The organism is Pseudonocardia wallangbongensis (assembly GCF_054486945.1).
This window is the reverse complement of sequence record NZ_JBRERS010000007.1, coordinates 353,874-372,442: the sequence shown is the minus strand read 5'-3', so window position 1 is coordinate 372,442 and position 18,569 is coordinate 353,874. Positions and strand designations below refer to the sequence as shown.

At 74.3% G+C, this 18,569-nt stretch carries 15 protein-coding genes (1 of these 15 only partly in view); 8 read left to right on the top strand and 7 right to left on the bottom strand.

Annotation, left to right across the window (positions count from 1 at the left end):
- The first annotated feature begins 27 nt into the window (after positions 1–27).
- Both ACU436_RS26260 and ACU436_RS26255 read left to right on the top strand, forming a co-directional pair.
- Positions 28–657 carry a TetR family transcriptional regulator gene (locus tag ACU436_RS26260; RefSeq protein WP_459029601.1) on the top strand — a complete coding sequence of 210 codons (630 nt, stop codon included), beginning with the start codon at positions 28–30 and terminating at the stop codon, positions 655–657.
- On the top strand, positions 654–2,597 hold the full coding sequence (locus tag ACU436_RS26255) for an acyl-CoA dehydrogenase family protein (protein WP_459029600.1): 1,944 nt from the start codon (positions 654–656) through the stop codon (positions 2,595–2,597). Before ACU436_RS26260 ends, ACU436_RS26255 begins: the two co-directional genes overlap by 4 nt.
- Before the next feature lie 199 nt (positions 2,598–2,796).
- On the opposite strand, the gene ACU436_RS26250 is transcribed toward ACU436_RS26255, so the two are convergent.
- Positions 2,797–4,401: an acyl-CoA synthetase gene (locus tag ACU436_RS26250; protein WP_459029599.1), complete on the bottom strand. Its 1,605-nt coding sequence runs from the start codon at positions 4,399–4,401 to the stop codon at positions 2,797–2,799.
- Between the two features lie 72 nt (positions 4,402–4,473).
- Here ACU436_RS26250 and ACU436_RS26245 point away from each other — a divergent pair, with 72 nt between their 5' ends.
- Positions 4,474–5,712 carry an amidase gene (locus ACU436_RS26245; RefSeq protein WP_459029598.1) on the top strand — a complete coding sequence of 413 codons (1,239 nt, stop codon included), beginning with the start codon at positions 4,474–4,476 and terminating at the stop codon, positions 5,710–5,712.
- Here ACU436_RS26245 and ACU436_RS26240 read toward each other — a convergent pair.
- Both ACU436_RS26240 and map read right to left on the bottom strand, forming a co-directional pair.
- Entirely contained in the window at positions 5,698–6,594 is an 897-nt protein-coding gene (locus tag ACU436_RS26240; RefSeq protein ID WP_459029597.1) for an MOSC domain-containing protein, read from the bottom strand. The two genes, ACU436_RS26245 and ACU436_RS26240, sit on opposite strands and share 15 nt — an antisense overlap.
- 21 nt (positions 6,595–6,615) lie before the next feature.
- On the bottom strand, positions 6,616–7,398 hold the full coding sequence (map, locus tag ACU436_RS26235) for a type I methionyl aminopeptidase (RefSeq protein ID WP_459029596.1): 783 nt from the start codon (positions 7,396–7,398) through the stop codon (positions 6,616–6,618).
- Positions 7,399–7,431: 33 nt separating this feature from the next.
- Here map and ACU436_RS26230 point away from each other — a divergent pair, with 33 nt between their 5' ends.
- Both ACU436_RS26230 and ACU436_RS26225 read left to right on the top strand, forming a co-directional pair.
- The gene (locus ACU436_RS26230) at positions 7,432–7,686 is read left to right on the top strand and encodes a helix-turn-helix domain-containing protein (protein WP_459029595.1); all 255 of its coding nucleotides are present in this window, start codon (positions 7,432–7,434) and stop codon (positions 7,684–7,686) included.
- Between the two features lie 46 nt (positions 7,687–7,732).
- Entirely contained in the window at positions 7,733–8,725 is a 993-nt protein-coding gene (locus tag ACU436_RS26225) for a zinc-binding dehydrogenase (protein ID WP_459029594.1), read from the top strand.
- Positions 8,726–8,828: 103 nt separating this feature from the next.
- On the opposite strand, the gene ACU436_RS26220 is transcribed toward ACU436_RS26225, so the two are convergent.
- Complete coding sequence (locus tag ACU436_RS26220) at positions 8,829–9,992, bottom strand: pyridoxal phosphate-dependent aminotransferase (protein WP_459029593.1); 1,164 nt, start codon at positions 9,990–9,992, stop codon at positions 8,829–8,831.
- A 43-nt stretch (positions 9,993–10,035) separates the two neighbouring features.
- On the opposite strand from ACU436_RS26220, the gene ACU436_RS26215 reads away from it, so the two are divergent.
- Positions 10,036–10,458 (top strand): pyridoxamine 5'-phosphate oxidase family protein, encoded by a 423-nt coding sequence (locus tag ACU436_RS26215; RefSeq protein WP_459029592.1) that lies wholly within the window; start codon positions 10,036–10,038, stop codon positions 10,456–10,458.
- Positions 10,459–10,461: 3 nt separating this feature from the next.
- Here the strand turns inward: ACU436_RS26215 and ACU436_RS26210 are convergent, their stop codons facing one another.
- Entirely contained in the window at positions 10,462–11,454 is a 993-nt protein-coding gene (locus tag ACU436_RS26210; RefSeq protein ID WP_459029591.1) for an alanine racemase, read from the bottom strand.
- 227 nt (positions 11,455–11,681) lie between these two features.
- Between ACU436_RS26210 and ACU436_RS26205 the strand changes: the two genes are divergently transcribed.
- Positions 11,682–12,935 carry a multidrug effflux MFS transporter gene (locus tag ACU436_RS26205; RefSeq protein ID WP_459029590.1) on the top strand — a complete coding sequence of 418 codons (1,254 nt, stop codon included), beginning with the start codon at positions 11,682–11,684 and terminating at the stop codon, positions 12,933–12,935.
- Positions 12,936–12,951: 16 nt separating this feature from the next.
- On the opposite strand, the gene yczE is transcribed toward ACU436_RS26205, so the two are convergent.
- A complete protein-coding gene (gene yczE, locus ACU436_RS26200) occupies positions 12,952–13,575 on the bottom strand; it encodes a membrane protein YczE (RefSeq protein WP_459029589.1) in 624 nt (207 codons plus the stop codon).
- 99 nt (positions 13,576–13,674) lie between these two features.
- Between yczE and ACU436_RS26195 the strand changes: the two genes are divergently transcribed.
- Complete coding sequence (locus ACU436_RS26195) at positions 13,675–15,576, top strand: TPM domain-containing protein (protein WP_459029588.1); 1,902 nt, start codon at positions 13,675–13,677, stop codon at positions 15,574–15,576.
- Positions 15,577–15,582: 6 nt separating this feature from the next.
- Here ACU436_RS26195 and ACU436_RS26190 read toward each other — a convergent pair whose 3' ends face one another.
- Positions 15,583–18,569: the 3' end of a rhomboid family intramembrane serine protease gene (locus tag ACU436_RS26190; protein ID WP_459029587.1), read on the bottom strand. 25,315 nt of this gene lie beyond the right edge of the window; the window shows 2,987 of its 28,302 coding nt (coding positions 25,316–28,302); its start codon lies off the right edge, out of view; it ends in the stop codon at positions 15,583–15,585.

Here is an 18,569-nt window from a genome sequence, read left to right as displayed (position 1 = left end):
CCCAAAGTACCCGGTACCGTGAGTTCCGTGCAGCGGGTACGGGATCGGCGCGCCAGCCGGTGGGACGCCCACCGGCGCACGCGGCGCGCCGAGCTCACCGACGCCGCGATCGCCGCGATCCGCGAGCACGGCGCCGGCGCCGGGATGGACGACGTCGCCGCGGCCGCACGCACGAGCAAGACCGCCGTCTACCGGCACTTCGCCGACCGCACCCAGCTCTACGTCGCGGTCTGCGAGCGGGTGGCGGACGTACTGCTCGGGCAGGTGCGCTCGGCGATGGACGGCGCCGCGGGCCCACGCACGAAGACCGCCGCCGCCATCGCCGTGTACCTGCGGCTGATCGAGCACGACCCGCAGGTGTACCGGTTCGTGGTGCACCGCCCGCTGGCCGACGCCGACCTCGTCGCCGATCTCGTCTCGCTGATCGGTGACCAGGTGGCGGACGTGATCGCCGAGCAGCTGACCGCGGTGGGCGCCGATCCGGCCCCCGCCGTGCCGTGGGGCCACGGCGTGGTCGGGATGGTCCGTTCGGCGGCGGACAACTGGATCGCCCGCCCGGCGGGAATGAGCAGGGAACAGCTGGCCGATCACCTCACCGCCCTCGCCTGGGTGGGCCTTTCCGGGATGGTCGCCCGCACCGAGGAGGAGACGCCATGACGGTCGACCGGCACGCGCTGCAGCGCGTCCTCGACGGGAGGTGGGTACAGGTCCGCGACGAGATCCGCGCCCAGATGGACGAGCTCGCGTTCAACCCGGACCCGGACCTCTCCACCGAGGAGTACCGAGCGCTCACCACCGAGAACCTGCACCTGCTCGCGGGCACGGGACGGAGCCGGCAGGGCTTCGATCCCGCCTACGGGGGCGGCGGCGACGTCGGCGGCGTGGTCACCGCGTTCGCGATGCTCGGATACGGCGACCTGTCGCTACTGGTCAAGGCCGGCGTGCAGTGGGGCCTGTTCGGCGGCGCCGTGCAGGTGCTCGGCACTTCACGTCACCATGACAGGTACCTGGAGCAGATCATGGACGGTGAGCTGCTCGGCTGCTTCGCGATGACCGAGACCGGCCACGGCTCCGACGTGCAGCACCTGCGCACCACCGCGACCTTCGACCCGGCCACGGGCGAGTTCGTGATCCACACGCCGGACCCGGGCGCACGCAAGGACTACATCGGCAACGCCGCCCGGGACGGGCGCATGGCCGTGGTCTTCGCGCAGCTGGTCACGGGCGGCCAGTCGTACGGCGTGCACGCGCTGCTGGTCCCGATCCGGGACGAGGGCGGCGCGGCGCTGCCGGGCGTCACCATCGGCGACTGCGGCCGGAAAGCAGGTCTCAACGGCGTCGACAACGGGCGGCTGACGTTCGACCACGTGCGCGTGCCGCGCGAGGCGCTGCTCAACCGGTTCGGCGACGTCGCCGACGACGGCACCTACACCAGCTCGATCGCGAACGAGACGCGCCGCTTCTTCACGATGCTGGGCACGCTCGTCCGCGGCCGGATCAGCGTGGCGGGCGGCGCCGTCACCGCCACGCAGAAGGCACTGGCGCTCGCGATCCGATACGGCGCCACCCGCCGGCAGTTCGCCGACCCGGCCACCGGCGAGGAGGTCGTCGTCCTCGACTACCTCGTGCACCAGCGCAAGCTGCTGCCCGCGCTCGCCACGACGTACGCGCTGCACTTCGCGCAGAGCGACCTGGTGTCGGACATGCACGACCTGCAGACCCCGGGCGCCGACGGCGACGAGCGGCGCCAGCGCGAGCTGGAGACGCGGGCCGCCGGGATCAAGGCCGTCGGCACCTGGCACGCCACCGCGACGATCCAGACCTGCCGGGAGGCATGCGGCGGAGCGGGCTACCTCGCCGCGAACCTGCTGCCGACGCTCAAGGCCGACACGGACGTGTTCACCACGTTCGAGGGCGACAACACGGTGCTGCTGCAGCTGGTCGCGAAGACGCTGCTGTCCGACTACGCCCGGCACCTCGGCCGGCTCGACCTGGCCGGCAAGGCCCGCTTCGCCGCCGACCTGGTGGGCGGCATGGTCGCCGAGCGCACCGGCGTGCGGGCGCTGGTGCGCCGCGGCGACGTCCGGGACCGCGACTACCAGCGGTGGCTGCTCGTCGAGCGCGAGCAGCACCTGCTGGCGAACGCGGCGCAGCGCATGCGCAAGGCCCTCGCGCCGGGCGCCGACCAGTTCGGGATCTTCAACGGCGCGCAGGACCACCTGCTCGTCGCGGCCCGCGCCCACGTCGACCGCATCGTGTTCGACGCCTTCGCCGCCGCCGTCGACGCGACCACCGACGCCGGTGTGCGCGCGCTGCTCGCGGACGTGCTCCGGCTCTACGCGCTGTCGGTGATCGAGGGCGACCGCGCGTTCTTCATCGAGCACTCCTACCTGACCCCGGGCCGGGCCAAGGCCGTCACCCAGGCGGTCAACGGGCTCTGCGGGCGGCTGCGGCCGCACGCCCGCACCCTCGTCGACGGCTTCGGGATCCCGGAGCCGTGGCTGGCGTGCCCGCTGCTGGACGGAGAGGCCGAGGCCGGAGCACCCGCGCAGGTGCTCCCCGAGGACGAGCCGACCGGCCTAGCGTCGGTGGGCTGAGGCCCGCTCGGCGCGCGCCTGCTGCACGTCGGGGATGTGGGTGTCGATCCACTCCAGCAGCCCGGCGAGGTGCGGTGGAGTCCGCGCTGCGGTAGCGAGACGAGTGGCGCCGTGGCGCCGTGGGGCCGCGTTATGGAGCCATAACGCGATCTGTAGGCCGTGAGAACAGCATTGTGGCTCCATAGTGCTGATGGGGCTGTTAGGGGTTCTCGGCCAGCGCCGCGTGCTGCGCCCGCAGCTCGCGCTTGAGGATCTTTCCGCTCGGGTTCTTGGGCAGCGCGTCGGCGAACACCACGTACTTCGGGCACTTGTATCCGGCCAGGTGCTGCCGGGCGTGCGCCAGGACGGTGTCCGCCGTCAGGCCCACATCCGGCTTCGGGACGACGACCGCGGTGACCGCCTCGATCCAGCGCGGGTGCCCGATCCCGAACACGGCGACCTCGGCGACCCCGTCGAGAAGGTAGATCGCCTCCTCGACCTCGCGGCTGGCCACGTTCTCCCCGCCAGTCTTGATCATGTCCTTCTTGCGGTCGACCACCGAGAGGTAGCCGTCCTCGTCCATGATCCCGAGGTCGCCGGAGTGGAACCAGCCGCCGCGGAACGCCTCGGCGGTCTTCTCCTCGTCGGCGTAGTAGCCCAGCGCGGCGTGCGGGCTGCGGTGCACGATCTCGCCGATCCCGCCGGGCGGCACCGGCTCGCCCAGCTCGTCGACCAGCATCGTCTCCACGTTGACGGCGGCCCGGCCCGCGGAACCGGCCTTCGGCAACTGCTCGTGCGGGCGCAGGATCGTGGCGAGCGGGGCCATCTCGGTCTGGCCGTAGAAGTTCCAGAACCGGACCTCGGGCAGCCTGCGCTGCAGCTCCTTGAGCACCTCCACGGGCATCGCGGACGCGCCGTAGTAGCCCTTGCGCAGGCTCGAAAGGTCCCGCGTGTCGAAGTCGGGGTGGCGCAGCAGGGAGATCCACACGGTGGGCGGGCAGAACAGCTTCGTGGCCCGCTCGGCCTCGATCGTGGCGAGCAACGCCGCCGGGTCCGGCCCGGGCAGGATCACGCTGGTGGCGCCCAGGTAGACGTCCACGGAGAAGAAGCAGTCCAGCTGGGCGCAGTGGTACATCGGCAGCGAGTGCACCTCGACGTCGTCGGTGCCCATCCCGCCGTCGATCGTGCACGAGACGTACTGGGCGATGAGCGACCGGCTCGACAGCATCACGCCCTTCGGCCGCGACTCGGTGCCCGAGGTGTACATCAGGCGGAGCGGGTCGTCGTCGGCGACGGCCACCTCCGGGTCGTGCTCCGGCCCGGCGGCCCACCAGGCCGCGACGTCCTCCCAGCCCCCGGCCGCCCCGCCGATGCGGCCCCGCACGCCGTCGGTCAGGCCCGCCTCCGCGAGCGCCGCCGCCGCGGTCTCGGTGAGGACGTCCTGCGCCACGATCCCGGTGGCCCCGGAGTGGCCGAGGATGAAGGCGATCTCCGACGGGCCGAGCATGAAGTTCACCGGCACCAGCACCACGCCCAGCTTCGCCGTGGCGAAGGCGATCACCGCGTACTCCCAGCAGTTGCGCGACAGCAGCGCCAGCCGGTCGCCCTTCGCCACCCCGCGGGCGGCGAGCGCGTTGGCGACCCGGTTGGCCGCGGCGTCGAACTCCGCGTACGTGAAGCGCCGCTCGCCGGACACGACCGCGACCTTGTCCGGGTACCGCAACGCGGTGCGCCGCAGCAGGTCACCGACCCCGTGCTGGCGGGCGCGGGCGATGGCGGCGGCGGTGTCGGCCGTGAAGGCGGCGTCCGGCGTGTCGGGGGGCATGTCCGGATTTTGCCGGACCCGGCCCCGACCACGCACCTGTCCGATCGCCGGCGCACGTTCTACGGTCGGGACGTGCCCACCATCGTCGAACGGATCGCGCACGCCGACACCGACCTGCACGCCTTCGTCGACGAGCCCGGCCGCGCCGAGCGGGTCGCCGCCGACGTCGCCGAGATCGCCCGCCGCTGGCCGGACCCCGAGCACCGGCCCCCGCTCCACGGAGTCCCGCTCGGCGTGAAGGACGTGTACCGCGTCGACGGGTTGCCCACCCGGGCCGGCTCCACGCTGCCCGTGGAGGTCCTCGCCGGGCCCGAGGCCACCGCGGTCACCCGGCTGCGCGCGGCCGGAGCAGTGGTGGCCGGCAAGACCGTCACCACCGAGTTCGCCTACTTCGCTCCCGGGCCGACCCGCAACCCGCACCACCCCGAGCACACGCCGGGCGGGTCGAGCAGCGGGTCGGCGGCCGCCGTGGCCGCCGGGCTGGTGCCGCTCGCGCTGGGCACGCAGACCGTCGGCTCCGTCATCCGGCCGGCGGCCTACTGCGGGTGCATCGGCTTCAAGCTGTCCTACGGCCGCGTGCCCTGCGACGGCGTGATCCCGAACGCGCCGACGTTCGACACCGTCGGGTTGTTCGCCGCCGACCTGTCCCACGCCAGGGCCGCTGCCGCGGCCCTCGTGTACGGGTGGGCGGCCGCCCCGGCCCGGGATCGCCCGGTGCTCGGGGTGCCCGCGGGCCCCTACCTCGACCAGACCGACGTCGGCGCGTGCGGCGAGTTCGCCACCCAGATCACCGCGTTGCGTGCGGCCGGGTACGAGGTGCGCGAGGTCGCGGCGCTCGACGACATCGCCCAGGTCAACCAGCAGCACACCGTGGTCAGCGTCGTCGAGATCGCGCGCACGCACGAGACCTGGTTCGACCGCTACGCCGACCGCTACCGCCCGCAGACCGCCGCCGCCATCCGCGAGGGCCGCGCGACCGACGCCGCCACCTACGCCGCGGCGCTCGACGGGGTGCACGCCTTCCGGCGCACCATGCCGCACCGCATGGTCGACGCGGGCGTCGACGTCTGGATCTGCCCGTCGGCCACCGGTCCCGCCCCCCACGGGCTGGACACCACCGGCAACCCCACGATGAGCGTGCCGTGGACCCAGTCCGGCCTGCCTGCGCTGTCGCTGCCCGCGGGCACGGTGGCGCGCGAACCGGGCGGCCCCGCGCTCCCGGTGGGCCTGCAGTGCGTCGGCCGCCCCGGCGCCGACGAACGGCTGCTGGAATGGGCGGACGGCATCGCGGAGGCGCTACGGGGGCGGTAGGGGGCGCTGGCCGCGGAGCTCGTACGCCTCGCCCACCGCCAGCTCACCGGAGCCCGTGACGTCCGCGTAGACGCCTGCGCACGCCCACGTCCCCAGCCCGTGGATCATCACGCGGTTGTGCTTGGCGATGGCGCGGAGGGTGTCGGAGTCGCGGGGCAGGTCGCCCTGCGGAAGCGTGGTCATGACGCAACGCATCGTCGGGATCGACGCCGCGACGGTGGCGCCACCCTCGAACGCGATCAGCCGGCCGGCCCACGCGTTCTCCACGAAACCCTCGTCCTCCCCGTCGAGCACGACGTTGGGGCGGTAGCGCCGCTCGTCGAACGTGGCGTCGGGCGCGAGTTCACGCAACCGGTCCAGCGTGGCCGTGGTGAGCAGGTGCAGCACCGCGAGGTCGAAGAACGACGGGTGGGGCGCCATCGCGGCGAGGTCGAACCGGCTCACCCGCTCCCCGGTGTCCTCGTCGCGCACCCGGGTGGCCGCGATGACCGCCTCCGGGGCGAGCCCGTCGATCTCCGGCCACACCTCCTCGAACCCGGCTCCGTCCGGTGGGGTGGCGATCAGCCGGACGTCACGGCCGACAGCGGCGCTGAGCGCGGCGTCGATGTCCGGATCGCCGCTGTGGTGCACCGAGCCGTCGGGGAACGTGATCTCGACGGACGGCGCCTCGGCGCGGCCCGCCTCGTCGACACATCGGGCCGAGAACCCGAGCAGCCCGCCCCAGAGACGCGGCACCTTCGCGCTCGCCACGGTGCCGGTCTCGACGTCCACGAGGGCGTAGGCGCGGTCGCCGACCACCCCGCGCTCGTCTATCCGGCAACGCCCGAGCGGCTCGCCGAGCATCGATTTGACCGGGTAGCGGTACAGCGCCGTAACAGCCACCACTGATTTCTAGCGGGGCCGTCAAGACGTGGGGCGGCCCGCGGTGAGGACGCGGGGGCCGCCCTCCGTGATCGCGATCGTGTGCTCGGCGTGGGTGGCGCGGCTGCCGTCGGCCGTCCGGATCGTCCAGCCGTCGCGGTCGTGGCGGTAGGTGTCGGCGCCCCCCGCCTGGAGCATCGGCTCGAGCGCGATCACCAGCCCGGGCCGCAGCGGCAGGCCGCGCCCCGGACGGCCCTCGTTGGCGACGCTCGGCGACTCGTGCATGGAGCGCCCCACGCCGTGCCCACCGTGGTCGGCCAGCAGCCCGTACCCGCCGGAGCGGGCGACCGTGCCGATGGCGTGCGCGATGTCGCCCAGCCGCGCACCGGCGACCGCGGCCGCGATGCCCGCGGCGAGCGCGCGCTCGGCGGTCTCGATCAAGGCGGTGTCCCGCGGATCCCCGGTGCCACCGACGACCGTGCTGAACGCGGCGTCGGCGCACCAGCCGTCGAGGTGCACGGCGAGGTCGACGCTCAGGACGTCGCCCTGGCGCAGCCGCTCCCGCCCGGGGATGCCGTGCACGACGGCGTCGTTGGTGCTCGCGCAGATCACGCCCGAGTAGGGGACCGGCGCCCACGACGGGTGGTAACCCAGGAAGCTGGGGCGGGCCCCGGCGTCCGCGATCAGGTCGGCGGCGAGCGCGTCCAGCTCGCCCGTGGTGACGCCGGGCGCGACGTGGGCGCGCACGGCCGCCAGCACGTCGGCCACGATCTTGCCCGCGGCTTCGCACGCGTCCACCTCGGACGCGGTCTTCAGCTCGATCATTAGGATAACTATACCGGTATTACTATCGGATCCATGGTGCGCGTCCCGCTGACCCCCGCCGACCGCGAGCGCGGCCGGCGACTCGGCCTGCTCCTGCGGGACGCCCGCGGCGACCGCAGCCTGGTCGACGTGGCCGCGGCGGCCGGGATCTCGGCGGAGACCCTGCGCAAGATCGAGACGGGCCGGATCCCCACGCCGGCGTTCTTCACGGTCGCCGCGCTCGCCGAGACGCTCGGACTGTCCCTCGACGCCGTCGCCACCACCACCACGCCCTTGACCTCAACCTGACTTCAGATCCGATGCTGGGTCCCACACGAGGCGGAGGGGACGAGGCGTGCAACAGGTCGTGGTGGAGCGGTTCGGCGGGCCCGAGGTCCTGGTCCCGCACGAGGTACCGGACCCGGTCGCCGGGCCGGGCGAGGTGGTCGTCGCGGTGCGCGCGGCGGACGTCCTGTGGCTCGAGACGATGGTGCGGCGCGGTGACGGAAGGCCGTACTGGCCCATGACACCGCCGTACGTTCCGGGCAACGCGGTCGCCGGGCACGTGCTGAACGTCGGGGCGGGCGTCGATCCGGGCTGGACCGGGCGGGCCGTCGCCACCGAGACCGGTGGCACCGGCGGCTACGCCGAGCGCGTGGTCGTGCCGGCGGCCGGCCTCACCCCGGTTCCCGACGGCCACGCGCTCGAGGACGCGGCGGCGCTGCTGCACGACGCCGTCACGGCGCTCTCGCTGTTCGAGACCACCCGGATCACCGGCGATGACACCGTGCTGGTGGTCGGCGCGAGCGGCGGGCTCGGCATCGTGTCCATGCAGCTTGCGAAGGCCGCCGGTGCCCGGTTGGTCGCGGTGGCCCGGGACGAGCGGAAGCTCGCCCTGATCCGCACGCTCGGCCCGGACGCCGTGATCGACCCGGAGGCGGCCGGCTGGATGGACCGGGCGCGCTCCGCGCTCGGCGGCGCGGGCGCCACGGTCGTGCTCGACAACGTCGGAGGGGCCGTCGGCGAAGCGGCCTTCGGGCTCGTCGCACCGGGCGGACGATTCTCGGCGCACGGCACCCCGAGCGGCCGGTTCGCCCGGATCGACCCGGCCGAGGCGGGGCGCAGGGGCGTCACCCTCACCGGCATCGGCGAGGTGCAGCTCACCCCCGAGAAGCGCCTCCGCCTCACGGCGCGAGCGCTCGCCGACGCCGCCGCCGGCCGGATCAGCCCGCTGATCGGCCAGACCTACCGGCTCGCGAAGGCCGCCGACGCGCACGCGGGCATCGAAGCGCGCACGGTGCTCGGCAAGACGCTGCTGCTAGTGCCGCCCGCGCAAGAGCCGCGATAGGGGCACCGCACACACCGGGTCAGAACGGCACACACGCCGGGCGCTCTGTGCCGTCCCCATCCGATGTGTGCGGTGGTGCCAGTGGCGCGCCGAGCGGCCGCCGTCAGGTCGCGGCGGCTCGTAGTGCCACCAGGCGGGACGCCGCCTCGGCCAGCACCTCGTCGCGCTTGCAGAAGGCGAAGCGGACGAGCGATCGGCCCAGCTCCGGGTCGGCGCAGAACACCGACACCGGCACCGCGGCCACCCCGACCTTCTCCGGCAGGCTCCAGCAGAACCCGGCGCCGTCGGCGGATCCCAGCGGGGTGACGTCGGTGACCACGAAGTAGGTGCCCGCCGTGTCGAACACGGTGAAGCCCGCCTCGCGCAGCCCGGCGGAGAGCAGGTCGCGCTTGCGCAGCAGGTCGCCGGCCAGCTGGGCGTAGAAGGAGTCCGGCAGCCCGAGGGCGGTCGCGATCGCGGGCTGGAACGGGGCGCCGCTGACGTAGGTGAGGAACTGCTTCGCCGCGCGCACCGCCGACACGAGCTCGCCGGGCCCGCTCACCCAGCCGACCTTCCAGCCCGTCACCGAGAAGGTCTTGCCGACCGAGGAGATCGTGAGCGTGCGCTCGGCCATCCCGGGCAGGGTGGCCATCGGCACGTGCGGCCGACCGTCGTAGATCATGTGCTCGTACACCTCGTCGGTGACGACCACGGCGTCGTGCTCGGCGGCCAGCTCGCCGATCAGCGTGAGCTGCTCGCGGTCGAGCACCGTGCCGGTCGGGTTGTGCGGGGTGTTGACCAGCACGACGCGGGTCCGCGCGGAGAACGCGGCACGCAGCTCGTCGGGGTCGAAGGCGAACGAGGTGCCGCTCGGCCGCAGCGGCACCGGGCGGATCACCGCGCCCGCGAGCGCGATCGTGGCCGCGTAGGAGTCGTAGTACGGCTGGAACGTCACGACCTCGTCGCCCGCCTCGCACAGCGCCAGCACGGCGGAGGCGATCGCCTCGGTGGCCCCGGTGGTGACGAGCACGGCGTCCGGGTCGACGTCGAGACCGTAGAAGCGACGCTGGTGCTCGGCAACGGCGGTGCGCAGCTCGGGCACCCCGATCCCGGGCGGGTACTGGTTGATCCCGGCCTTGATGTTCGCAGCGGCGTCCTCGAGCAGGGAGGCGGGGCCGTCGGTGTCCGGGAAGCCCTGGCCGAGGTTGATCGCGCCGGTCCGCAGTGCGAGCGCCGACATCTCGGCGAAGATCGTGGAGGTGTGGGCGCGCATGCGTTCTACGAGCATGGGTGCACCGTACGTTGTCGGACACCGCTCCTACCCTGCGCGCATGCCGATGCCGGAGCGCGAACGCCAGGAGTTCCTCGCCGAGCCGCACGTCGCGGCGCTGTCCGTCGTCGCGGGGCCGGACCGCGCCCCGCTCGTCGTGCCGATCTGGTACCAGTACGAGCCGGGCGGCGACGTCTGGTTCCACACGTCGGTCGGGTCGCGCAAGGCGAAGCTGATCGACGCCGCCGGGCGCGTGTCGCTGATGGTCGACGAGGCCGGGGCCCGGGTCCGCTACGTGTCGGTGGAAGGCCCGGTCGTGCGCACGGAGCCCGGCACCCACGAGATCGTGCGGGCCATGACGGAGCGGTACCTGCCGCCCGAGCGGGTGGACACGTACCTCGAGTTCGCCATGGCCGAGCACGGTGAGCAGGTCGTCTACCACGTCCGGCCGCAGCGCTGGCTCTCCGCCGACCTGACGGGCTGACCCTCACCAGCCCCGCATGTCCACCTGCCACGTCTCCAGCACGGTCGCGCCGTCCACCAGGTGCATCAGCTCGTGCAGGGCGACGGTCGGGTCGACGTGGGCGGGGAGCACGCGCACCCGCTCGCCCACGCGCACCGGGGTCTCGGGGGCGAAGGTCGTGTGCTCGTCGGAGCAGAACCACACCTGGGCGCCCTCGATCGTCGGGATGCCGTGGTCGAGGGACTGTGACTTCAGCCCGACGTCCACCACCGCGTGGTCGGCCGACACCGAGATCACGGTGCCCAGCACCGACAGCGCCTGGCCGAACGGGTGGCCGATCTTGCCGTACGCGGTGTCCATCAGCGCGTACGAGCCGGCCTGGATCTCGGTGGCCCACGTGTTGTCGAGGTAGGTGCCGGTGCCGCCGGCGCTGATGATCTCGCCGCCGACGTCCCCTGCGGCGCGCACGAGGAGCTCCATCGCGTCGCGGGTCATGCGGGCGCGGTCGGCCGGGTCGGGCACGAGCATGAGGTGCCCCTCGTAACCCATCACACCGCGGACGCCCAGGCCGGCGGCTCGCGCCGCATCGGCCAGCTCACCGGCATTCTCGGGAGGGCAACCGCACCGGGGCAGCCCCACGTTCACGTCGACGAGCACCTCGCGGACCCCGCCCGCGACGGCCGCGGCGACGGTCTCCGCGGAGTCGACCGCGACCGTCACCCGCGCCCCGTCCGCGACCAGCGCGCCGAGACGGCGGGTGTCCAGCACCTCGTTGGCGAGCAGCAGGTCCGTGCCCAGGCCCGCGGCCGCCATCACCTCGCACTCGCGCACGGTGGCGCACGTGAACCCGGCGTGCCCGAGGGCCGCCTGCCGCCGCGCGAGCGCCGTGGTCTTGTGCGCCTTCACGTGCGGGCGCAGCCGCGGGCCGGGGAGGGCCTCGCTCATGGTCGCCAGGTTGGCATCGAGGACGTCGCGCTCGACGAGCAGGGCGGGCGTGGTGAGGTCGGTGATCAGCACGGGGCCAGTGTTCTCGACCGGAGGTCCGGTGCGTGAATCGGCGGATCCAGGTTCTCGCTGGGTGTGCCGGCGGGCCGGCCTCGTACCGGGCGTACTCGGCCGGTGCGCCCAGCGGGAAGCTGGGCCGTCGAGTTGCGTGGTGGACCTCCGGTCCAGGACACCAGTGTCCTGCCCCACAGAAGCCGGCGGGCCGGAATGCCGCGGCGACGTTCCTTCTTCATCGATCAGTGACGCTGACTCCCGCCCGTGCCCCACAGGTCGTACCGGGCACCCCGGGGAACCGCCTCCGGCTCGTTCTGACGCTCGGCGCGTTCACCGCGCTGGGCCCGTTCACCATCGACATGTACCTCCCGGCGCTCCCGACGATCACCGGTGAGCTGCTCACCACCTCCGCCTCCGTGCAGCTGACGCTCACCGGCACCCTGCTCGGACTCGGACTCGGCCAGCTCGTGATCGGTCCGCTCTCCGACCGGTTCGGGCGCAGGCGCCCGCTGCTCGCGGGCGTCGCCCTGCACGTGATCGCCTCGCTGCTGTGCATCGTGGCGCCCAACGTCGAGGTGCTCGGCGCGCTGCGCCTGCTGCAGGGCCTCGGGGCGGCGGCCGGCACGGTGACCGCGATGGCGATCGTGCGGGACCTCTACACCGGGCGCGCCGCGGCCACGCTGCTGTCGCGGCTGATCCTCGTGATGGGCGCGGCCCCGGTGCTCGCCCCGTCCCTCGGGGCGTGGCTGCTCGCGTTCACCTCGTGGCGCGGCGTCTTCGCGGTGCTCGCGCTCTTCGGCCTGCTGCTCCTTCCCGTGGCCGCCCGCGTGCTGCCCGAGACCCTGCCCCCGCACCGCCGCGTCACGTCCGGGGTGGTGGGCACGCTGCGCACCTACCGCGGGCTGCTGCAGGACCGCACGTTCGTCGGGCTCGTGCTCGTCGCCGGCCTGGCGATGTCGGCCGTGATGAGCTACGTCTCGGGTGCGTCGTTCGTGTTCCAGGAGCAGTTCGGGCTGAACCAGCAGCAGTTCGGCCTCGCGTTCTCCAGCGGCGCGATCTGGCTGATCCTCGCCAGCCAGCTCAACCCCGTGCTCCTGCGCCGCTTCGAGCCGCAGCAGCTGCTCCTCGGTGCGGTCGCCATCGCCGCGACGGCGAGCCTGCTGCTCGTCACCGTCGCATCGTCGGGCATCGGCGGCCTGTTCGGCGTGCTCGTCCCGCTCTGGATGGTGCTGCTCTCCGTCGGCTTCGGGCTGCCGAACGCCCCGGCCGTCGCGCTGTCACGGCACGGCGAGACGGCGGGCACGGCGGCCGCCCTGCTCGGAGCGACCCAGTTCGGCGTCGGTGCCCTCGTCTCGCCGCTCGTCGGCGTGCTGGGCAACGACGCGGCGGCCATGAGCGCGACGATCGCGAGCGGGCTCGTGCTGTCGCTGACCGTGCTCGTGCTGGTCGTGCGGCCGTGGCGGCTGGTGGACGCCGAGCGGGAGCCGATCGCGGCCTGAGGTCGTTGCAGCCGGGCTATGAGCGGGTGCGCACCGCCACCAGCGGCAGGAAGGCCTGGGTGAGCGGGCCGATCGCCAGCGCGTAGAGCACGGTGCCGACGCCGACCGTGCCGCCGAGCAGCCATCCGCACGCCAGCACGACCACCTCGATGCAGGTGCGCACCAGGCGCACGGACCGCCCGGTGCGCGCCGCCAGCCCGGTCATCAGGCCGTCGCGCGGGCCGGGGCCGAGCCGCGCCCCGACGTAGGCGGCGGTCGCCACGCCGTTCAGCACGACCCCGGCGACCAGCAGCGCGATCCGGGCGGCGAGCGCGTCCGGGGCGGGCAGGAGCGCGAGCGCGGTGTCGACGATCGCCGCGATCACGAGGACGTTGGCCACGGTGCCGATGCCGGGTCGCTGGCGCAGCGGGATCCACAGCAGCAGCACGATGGCGCCGGTGATCCCGGTGACCATCCCGAAGCTGAGCGGGGTCTGCTTGGTGATCCCCTCGTGCAGCACGTCCCACGGGTTCAACCCGAGGCCGCTGCGAATCTGCATCGCCATGCTCACCGCGTACAGCACGAGCCCGCAGAAGAGCTGGGGCAGCCTGCGGCCCGGGTTGCGGGTGACGGGGAGCGGGCGGAGGTCGACGACTGCCACTTTCCCATCGTGGGCGATGGGGGCGCCGTTGCCGATGGCCAATCGGGCGCCGGTGGACCGGCGCGCGATGATGGCGTCCTCTCGATCGCGGAGGTCGCCGTGCGCAGGTTGTTCGTGCTGGTCGGGGTGCTGGCGATGCTCGTGCTGAGCGCCGGAGGTGCTGCGGCGGACCCGCCGATGCGCCTCGACGACCGCGTCACCGACCGGGCGGGGGTCCTCGCGCCGGACGACGTCGCTGCGATCCAGGAGGCGATCGAGCAGCTCCGGGCCGAGAACAACGTCGACCTGTTCGTCGTGTTCGTCGAGTCGTTCGACGGGGCGGACGGCGAGGAGTGGGCCCACGAGAGCGCCCGGCTCTCCCAGCTCGGCGATGAGGACGCGCTGCTCGCCGTCGCCGTGGTCGATCGCGCCTACGGCCTCTCGGTGGCCGCCGGATTCCCGGTCGACGAGTCGCGGCTGGATCAGATCCGCACCGAGGACGTCGAGCCGCGGCTCTCCGCGGAGGCCTGGGCCGGCGCGGCGGTCGCACTGGCCGACGGGCTGCGTTCCGGTGGCGGTGGCGGGTTCGGGATCGGGCTGGCCGTGGTCGGGGGCGTCGCCGTGGTCGGTGCGGGCGCCTACGCCCTGCACCGCAGGCGGCGGCGCGCCGCCGACGCGGCTCCGGCACCCGATCTGCCGCCCGACGAGTTCTCCGACGTCTCGACGGCCGACCTCGCCTACCGGGCCAGCGCCGCTCTGATCGAGGTCGACGACGCCGTGCGCACGTCCGAGCAGGAGCTCGCGGCCGCGCGGACCCATTTCGGGGAGGACGCCGTGTCCGGCTTCGCCGCCGCGCTGGAACAGTCGCGCGCCGACATGCTGCAGGCGTTCACGCTGCGCCAGCGCCTCGACGACGGCGAGCCGGAGGACGAGCGCACGGCGCGTTCGCTGCACGCCGAGATCGTCCGGATCGCCACCGCGGCGGACGACCGGCTCGACGAGCAGGTGGAGGCGTTCGACGCCCTCCGGGGCCTGGAGGCCCGTGCGCCGGGGTACGTCGCCGACCTGAGGACCCGCCTCGATGGCGTCCGCGCCCGGCTGCCGCAGGTCGAGGCGGCGTGGACGGCGCTGCGGTCCCGCTACGCCGCGACCGCGCTGGAACCGGTGGACGGTGATCTCGACCAGGCGCGGGAGCTGCTCACCGCCGCCGACGCCGAGCTCGCGGAGGCGCAGGAGGGCCTGGGCGGTGACCCGGCGGCCGCCGTCGTCTCCGGTCGGGCGGCGGAGGACGCGATCACGCAGGCCGAGGCCCTGCTCGACGGCATCGGGCGCCGGGAGTCCGAGCTGGCCGCCGCCGCCGAGCAGGTGCCGGCCGCCCGGGCGGAGGTGGAGCTGGACCTCGCCGAGGCGCGGGCCCTGCCCGGAGCGGAGATCGCCCCGGTGGTCGCGCGGGCGGCGGCCGCGCTCACCGCCGCCGACGAGGCGGCCGGTGGGACGCTCCCGGACCCGATCGCGGCGCTGCGACTGCTCGGCGAGGCCGGCACCGCTCTCGACCAGGGGATCGCCGACGCCCGCGAGGCCGCGGAACGGGAACGGAAGGCGGTCGCCGCGCTGGCGCAGGCCGTGATCACCGCGCGCTCGGGCGTCGCCGCGGCGGAGGACTTCGTCGGCACCCGGCGCGGGGCGGTCGGGGCCCAGGCGCGCACCCGGCTCGCCGAGGCCCACCGCCACCTCGAACAGGCCGGTGGGCCGGACCCGGTGGCCGCGCTCCGCGAGGCGCAGCACGCCGACGCGCTCGCCCAGGACGCGCTGCGCCTGGCCCGGCGGGACGTGTCGCAGTGGTCGCGGCCCGGCATGACCAGCAGCGCGGGCGCCGACCTCGCCGGCATGATCCTCGGCGGGATCCTGTCCGGTGCCGCCGGCGGCTACCGCGGCCACCGGGGCGGCGGGGGCGGCTTCTCACCGGGCAGCTTCGGCGGCTCGGCCAGCCGCGCCCGCCGGGGCGGCGGCGGCCGCTTCTGACGCCGATCACCTGCCGCCCCGGCCGGGCCGGCGCACCGGGCCCGACCGGACGGGCGGGGTGGAGCCCTGGTCCTCGACGGACCCGGCGTCCCCGGGCGGACCCGGACGCCGGATCGCGGCCACCACGGCCTTCACACCGAGCAGGACCAGCGACAGCACGGCGAGTCCCAGGACCGTCGCCGCAGCGATCTGCCAGCCCCAGATGACGCTCAGCATCGCGAGGGCACCTGCCAACGACATCTCGTTCAGCCGCGATCCGCTCTCGCGTTCGTCGCGGTCGCCCGCACGGCGGACCGCGTGCTTGCGACCGACCTCCTGCAGGGTCTCGTCCTCGCGAACCGCTCCGCGCAGCACCGCCCGCGGAACGCCGACGACCTCCGCCAGCCGTCGATAGGTCAGCGTGCCCCCGCCGACGACGGCGCTGATCTGACGACCGAGCTCCGCGACGTCCAGCACGTCGACCCGCACCGGCGTGCCGTCGGGCAGCGACATCAGCTGCGGCCGCAGCTGGCGACCCCCGATCCCCCGGTTGGTGAGCCGGTCCAGCATCCGCAGGTTCCCGGCCACGTCGGAACCGCCCAGCTGCAGCTCGTGTACGTGATCCGGGTCCATCAGCTCCTGCACCCGGCGGATCAGCCGCTCGGCGTGCTCCGCGTTCACCGGGCCGACCACCCTCCTGATCCTGTTGCCGAGCTCGCGGACGTACTTCCGGGTCACGTTGGGATCGCGCGCGACCGGGTTCCTCGCCTTGTGGAGCCGGCCCGCGTCGCCGAGCCGGAGCAGGTTCGCCGCCTTGCGCCGGAACTCGACCAGCGGCATCCCCTTCTCGTGCCAGATCCAGACCGTGGCGGCCGTCGCGGGCGGGGAGCGCGCTCCGCCGGCGCCCGTCATCGGCCGTGGCCCGCGGGGCACCACCCATCCGAACCACTCGGCGGCGAGCGCAGCGGCATCCGCATCGTGCCGGGGACCGGTGTGCTCGGGGTGCTCGCCAAGGTGGAACCCCACCTCGTGGACGAGCAGCCGCTGCCACCAGGCCTGCACGCCCGCCGGGTCCACCGCGTACCGCGCCGCGATCCGCTCCGCGACCGCCCGGGTGATCACCACCGCGCCGCGCTCGGCCCAGCCGAACGCGATCACCCCCGGCACCGGGAACTCCTCGTCCCGGACCAGCACCTCCACTCCCGGCGGGGCCCGCGGCATCGCCGTCGCCCATTCCGCCGACGGCGTCAGCGCATCCCGGGAACCCCGCAACGCCTCGACGACCCGCTCCCGGTCGCGCCCGGTCAGCGGACGCACGGCCACGGCGCCGCCGGAGCCGTGCCGGCCGGCACCGGGTTCCGCGCCCGTCCACTCCCGGAGCACCGTGTCGTGCAGCTCCGGCGGGGCCCCGGCCAGCAGGTTCTCGATGGCGACGCTCTTGATCCGGTGCGCGGCTCCGTCGCCGTGCGGGGTGAGCCGGTCCAGGGCCGGGTGCCACCGCACCTGGCGCGCGGCCAGGTCGACCAGCTCGGTTCCGGAGAGCTCGAGGCCGGCCCGCGCCGCAGCGTCGGCGAGCCGCTCGACCTCCGACTCGATGGCCTGCGCGACCCGGTTGCCGGGGATCCGCTTGCCCCAGTGGCGCTCCTCGGCCTGCCTGATCGCTCGCCGAACCCGCCGGCGCTCCGTCCAGCTCGACCCGCTGGCGTCGACGATCCGGTCGAGCTCGGCCCGCGCGCGGACCGACGGCGTCGGCGCGGGGTGCCCCAACCGGTCGATCAGCACCGCGATCGCCGATCCGACGACGAGCCCACCGACGTGCGCGGCGGTGCCGACGTTCGGGCCGTGTGCCAGCACGACCTGCACGGCGGGGAGCGCCCGCCACACCCAGCGAGCGACGCGGCCGTCCATCGCGGCGGGCCGGCGCAGCCAGAACACCGCCGCGAGCACCCCGAACACCGCACCGGACGCGCCGACCGCCGGCACGGTGGCCGGGAGGAACCACAGCGCGGCCAGCCCGCCCCCGAGCAGTGCCGCGACGTAGATCGCGAGCATCCGGACCCGGCCCACCGCCCGCTCCAGCACCGGCCCGGCGAGCAGCAACACCACCATGTTCGAGAGCAGGTGGGCCAGGCCGTCGTGCAGGAACGCCGAGGTGAGCACCCGCCACCACTGCCCGGCCTCGACCTGGGCGGCCACGAACGGCAGGTGCTCTGCCATCCACGCGTACAGCCGGGCGTTGCCCAGCTCGGCCTGCGCCACCACGGCGGACACCGCCACGTTGATCGCGACGATCGTCGACGTGACCCACGGCCACGGGCGCGGGATCCTCGGCGCACCGGTGTGGTGGCGGCGGAGGGCCTGCTGGTCGAGGCCGGCCCAGTTCCGGTAGTCGGATCGGTAACCACGACCACGGGCGAGCAGCCGGTCGGCCGCCCGGACCATGCGGGCGCGGTTGTAGCGCTGCAGCGCCACCAGCGCCAGGTTCGCCACCACGCCGAGCGCGTTGACCACGAAACCGGGCCCGAACTGCCCGGCGATCGCACCCTCGATCACGTGCCGGACCGAGTACAGCGCCCCGAACGTGTGCAGGAGCTCGTTGATCACGCTGCCCCGCAGCGCGTACGCCGTCACCGCCTCCAGCGGGTCCCGGGTCAGATCCAGCCGGTAGTTGCTGCCCTCGCCGTACCGGCTCAGCCGCCCGGCCGTGGCCATCACGAGCTTGCGCACCAGCGGGATCCCGGCCCGCTCGTGGCGACGCACCGACGCGGCCGGGTCGCGCGGGACGAGGTAGCGCAGGAGCGCGCGGCGCAGCCACCCGGCGCCGGCGTGCCGGCGCAAGTCGTGGAGGGTCGGCGCCGCGCCCGCCCGCCGGGCCCGCCCCAGCCGGTCGAGGAGGTCGGCGGCAACGGCCTCGCGCGACCGCCCGTCCGCGGAGCGGGTGTGGCCGCGGACGCGGAACCGGGTCTCGTAGGCGATCAGGTCGGTGAACCAGCCCGCGTCCAGCCGCCCGGACT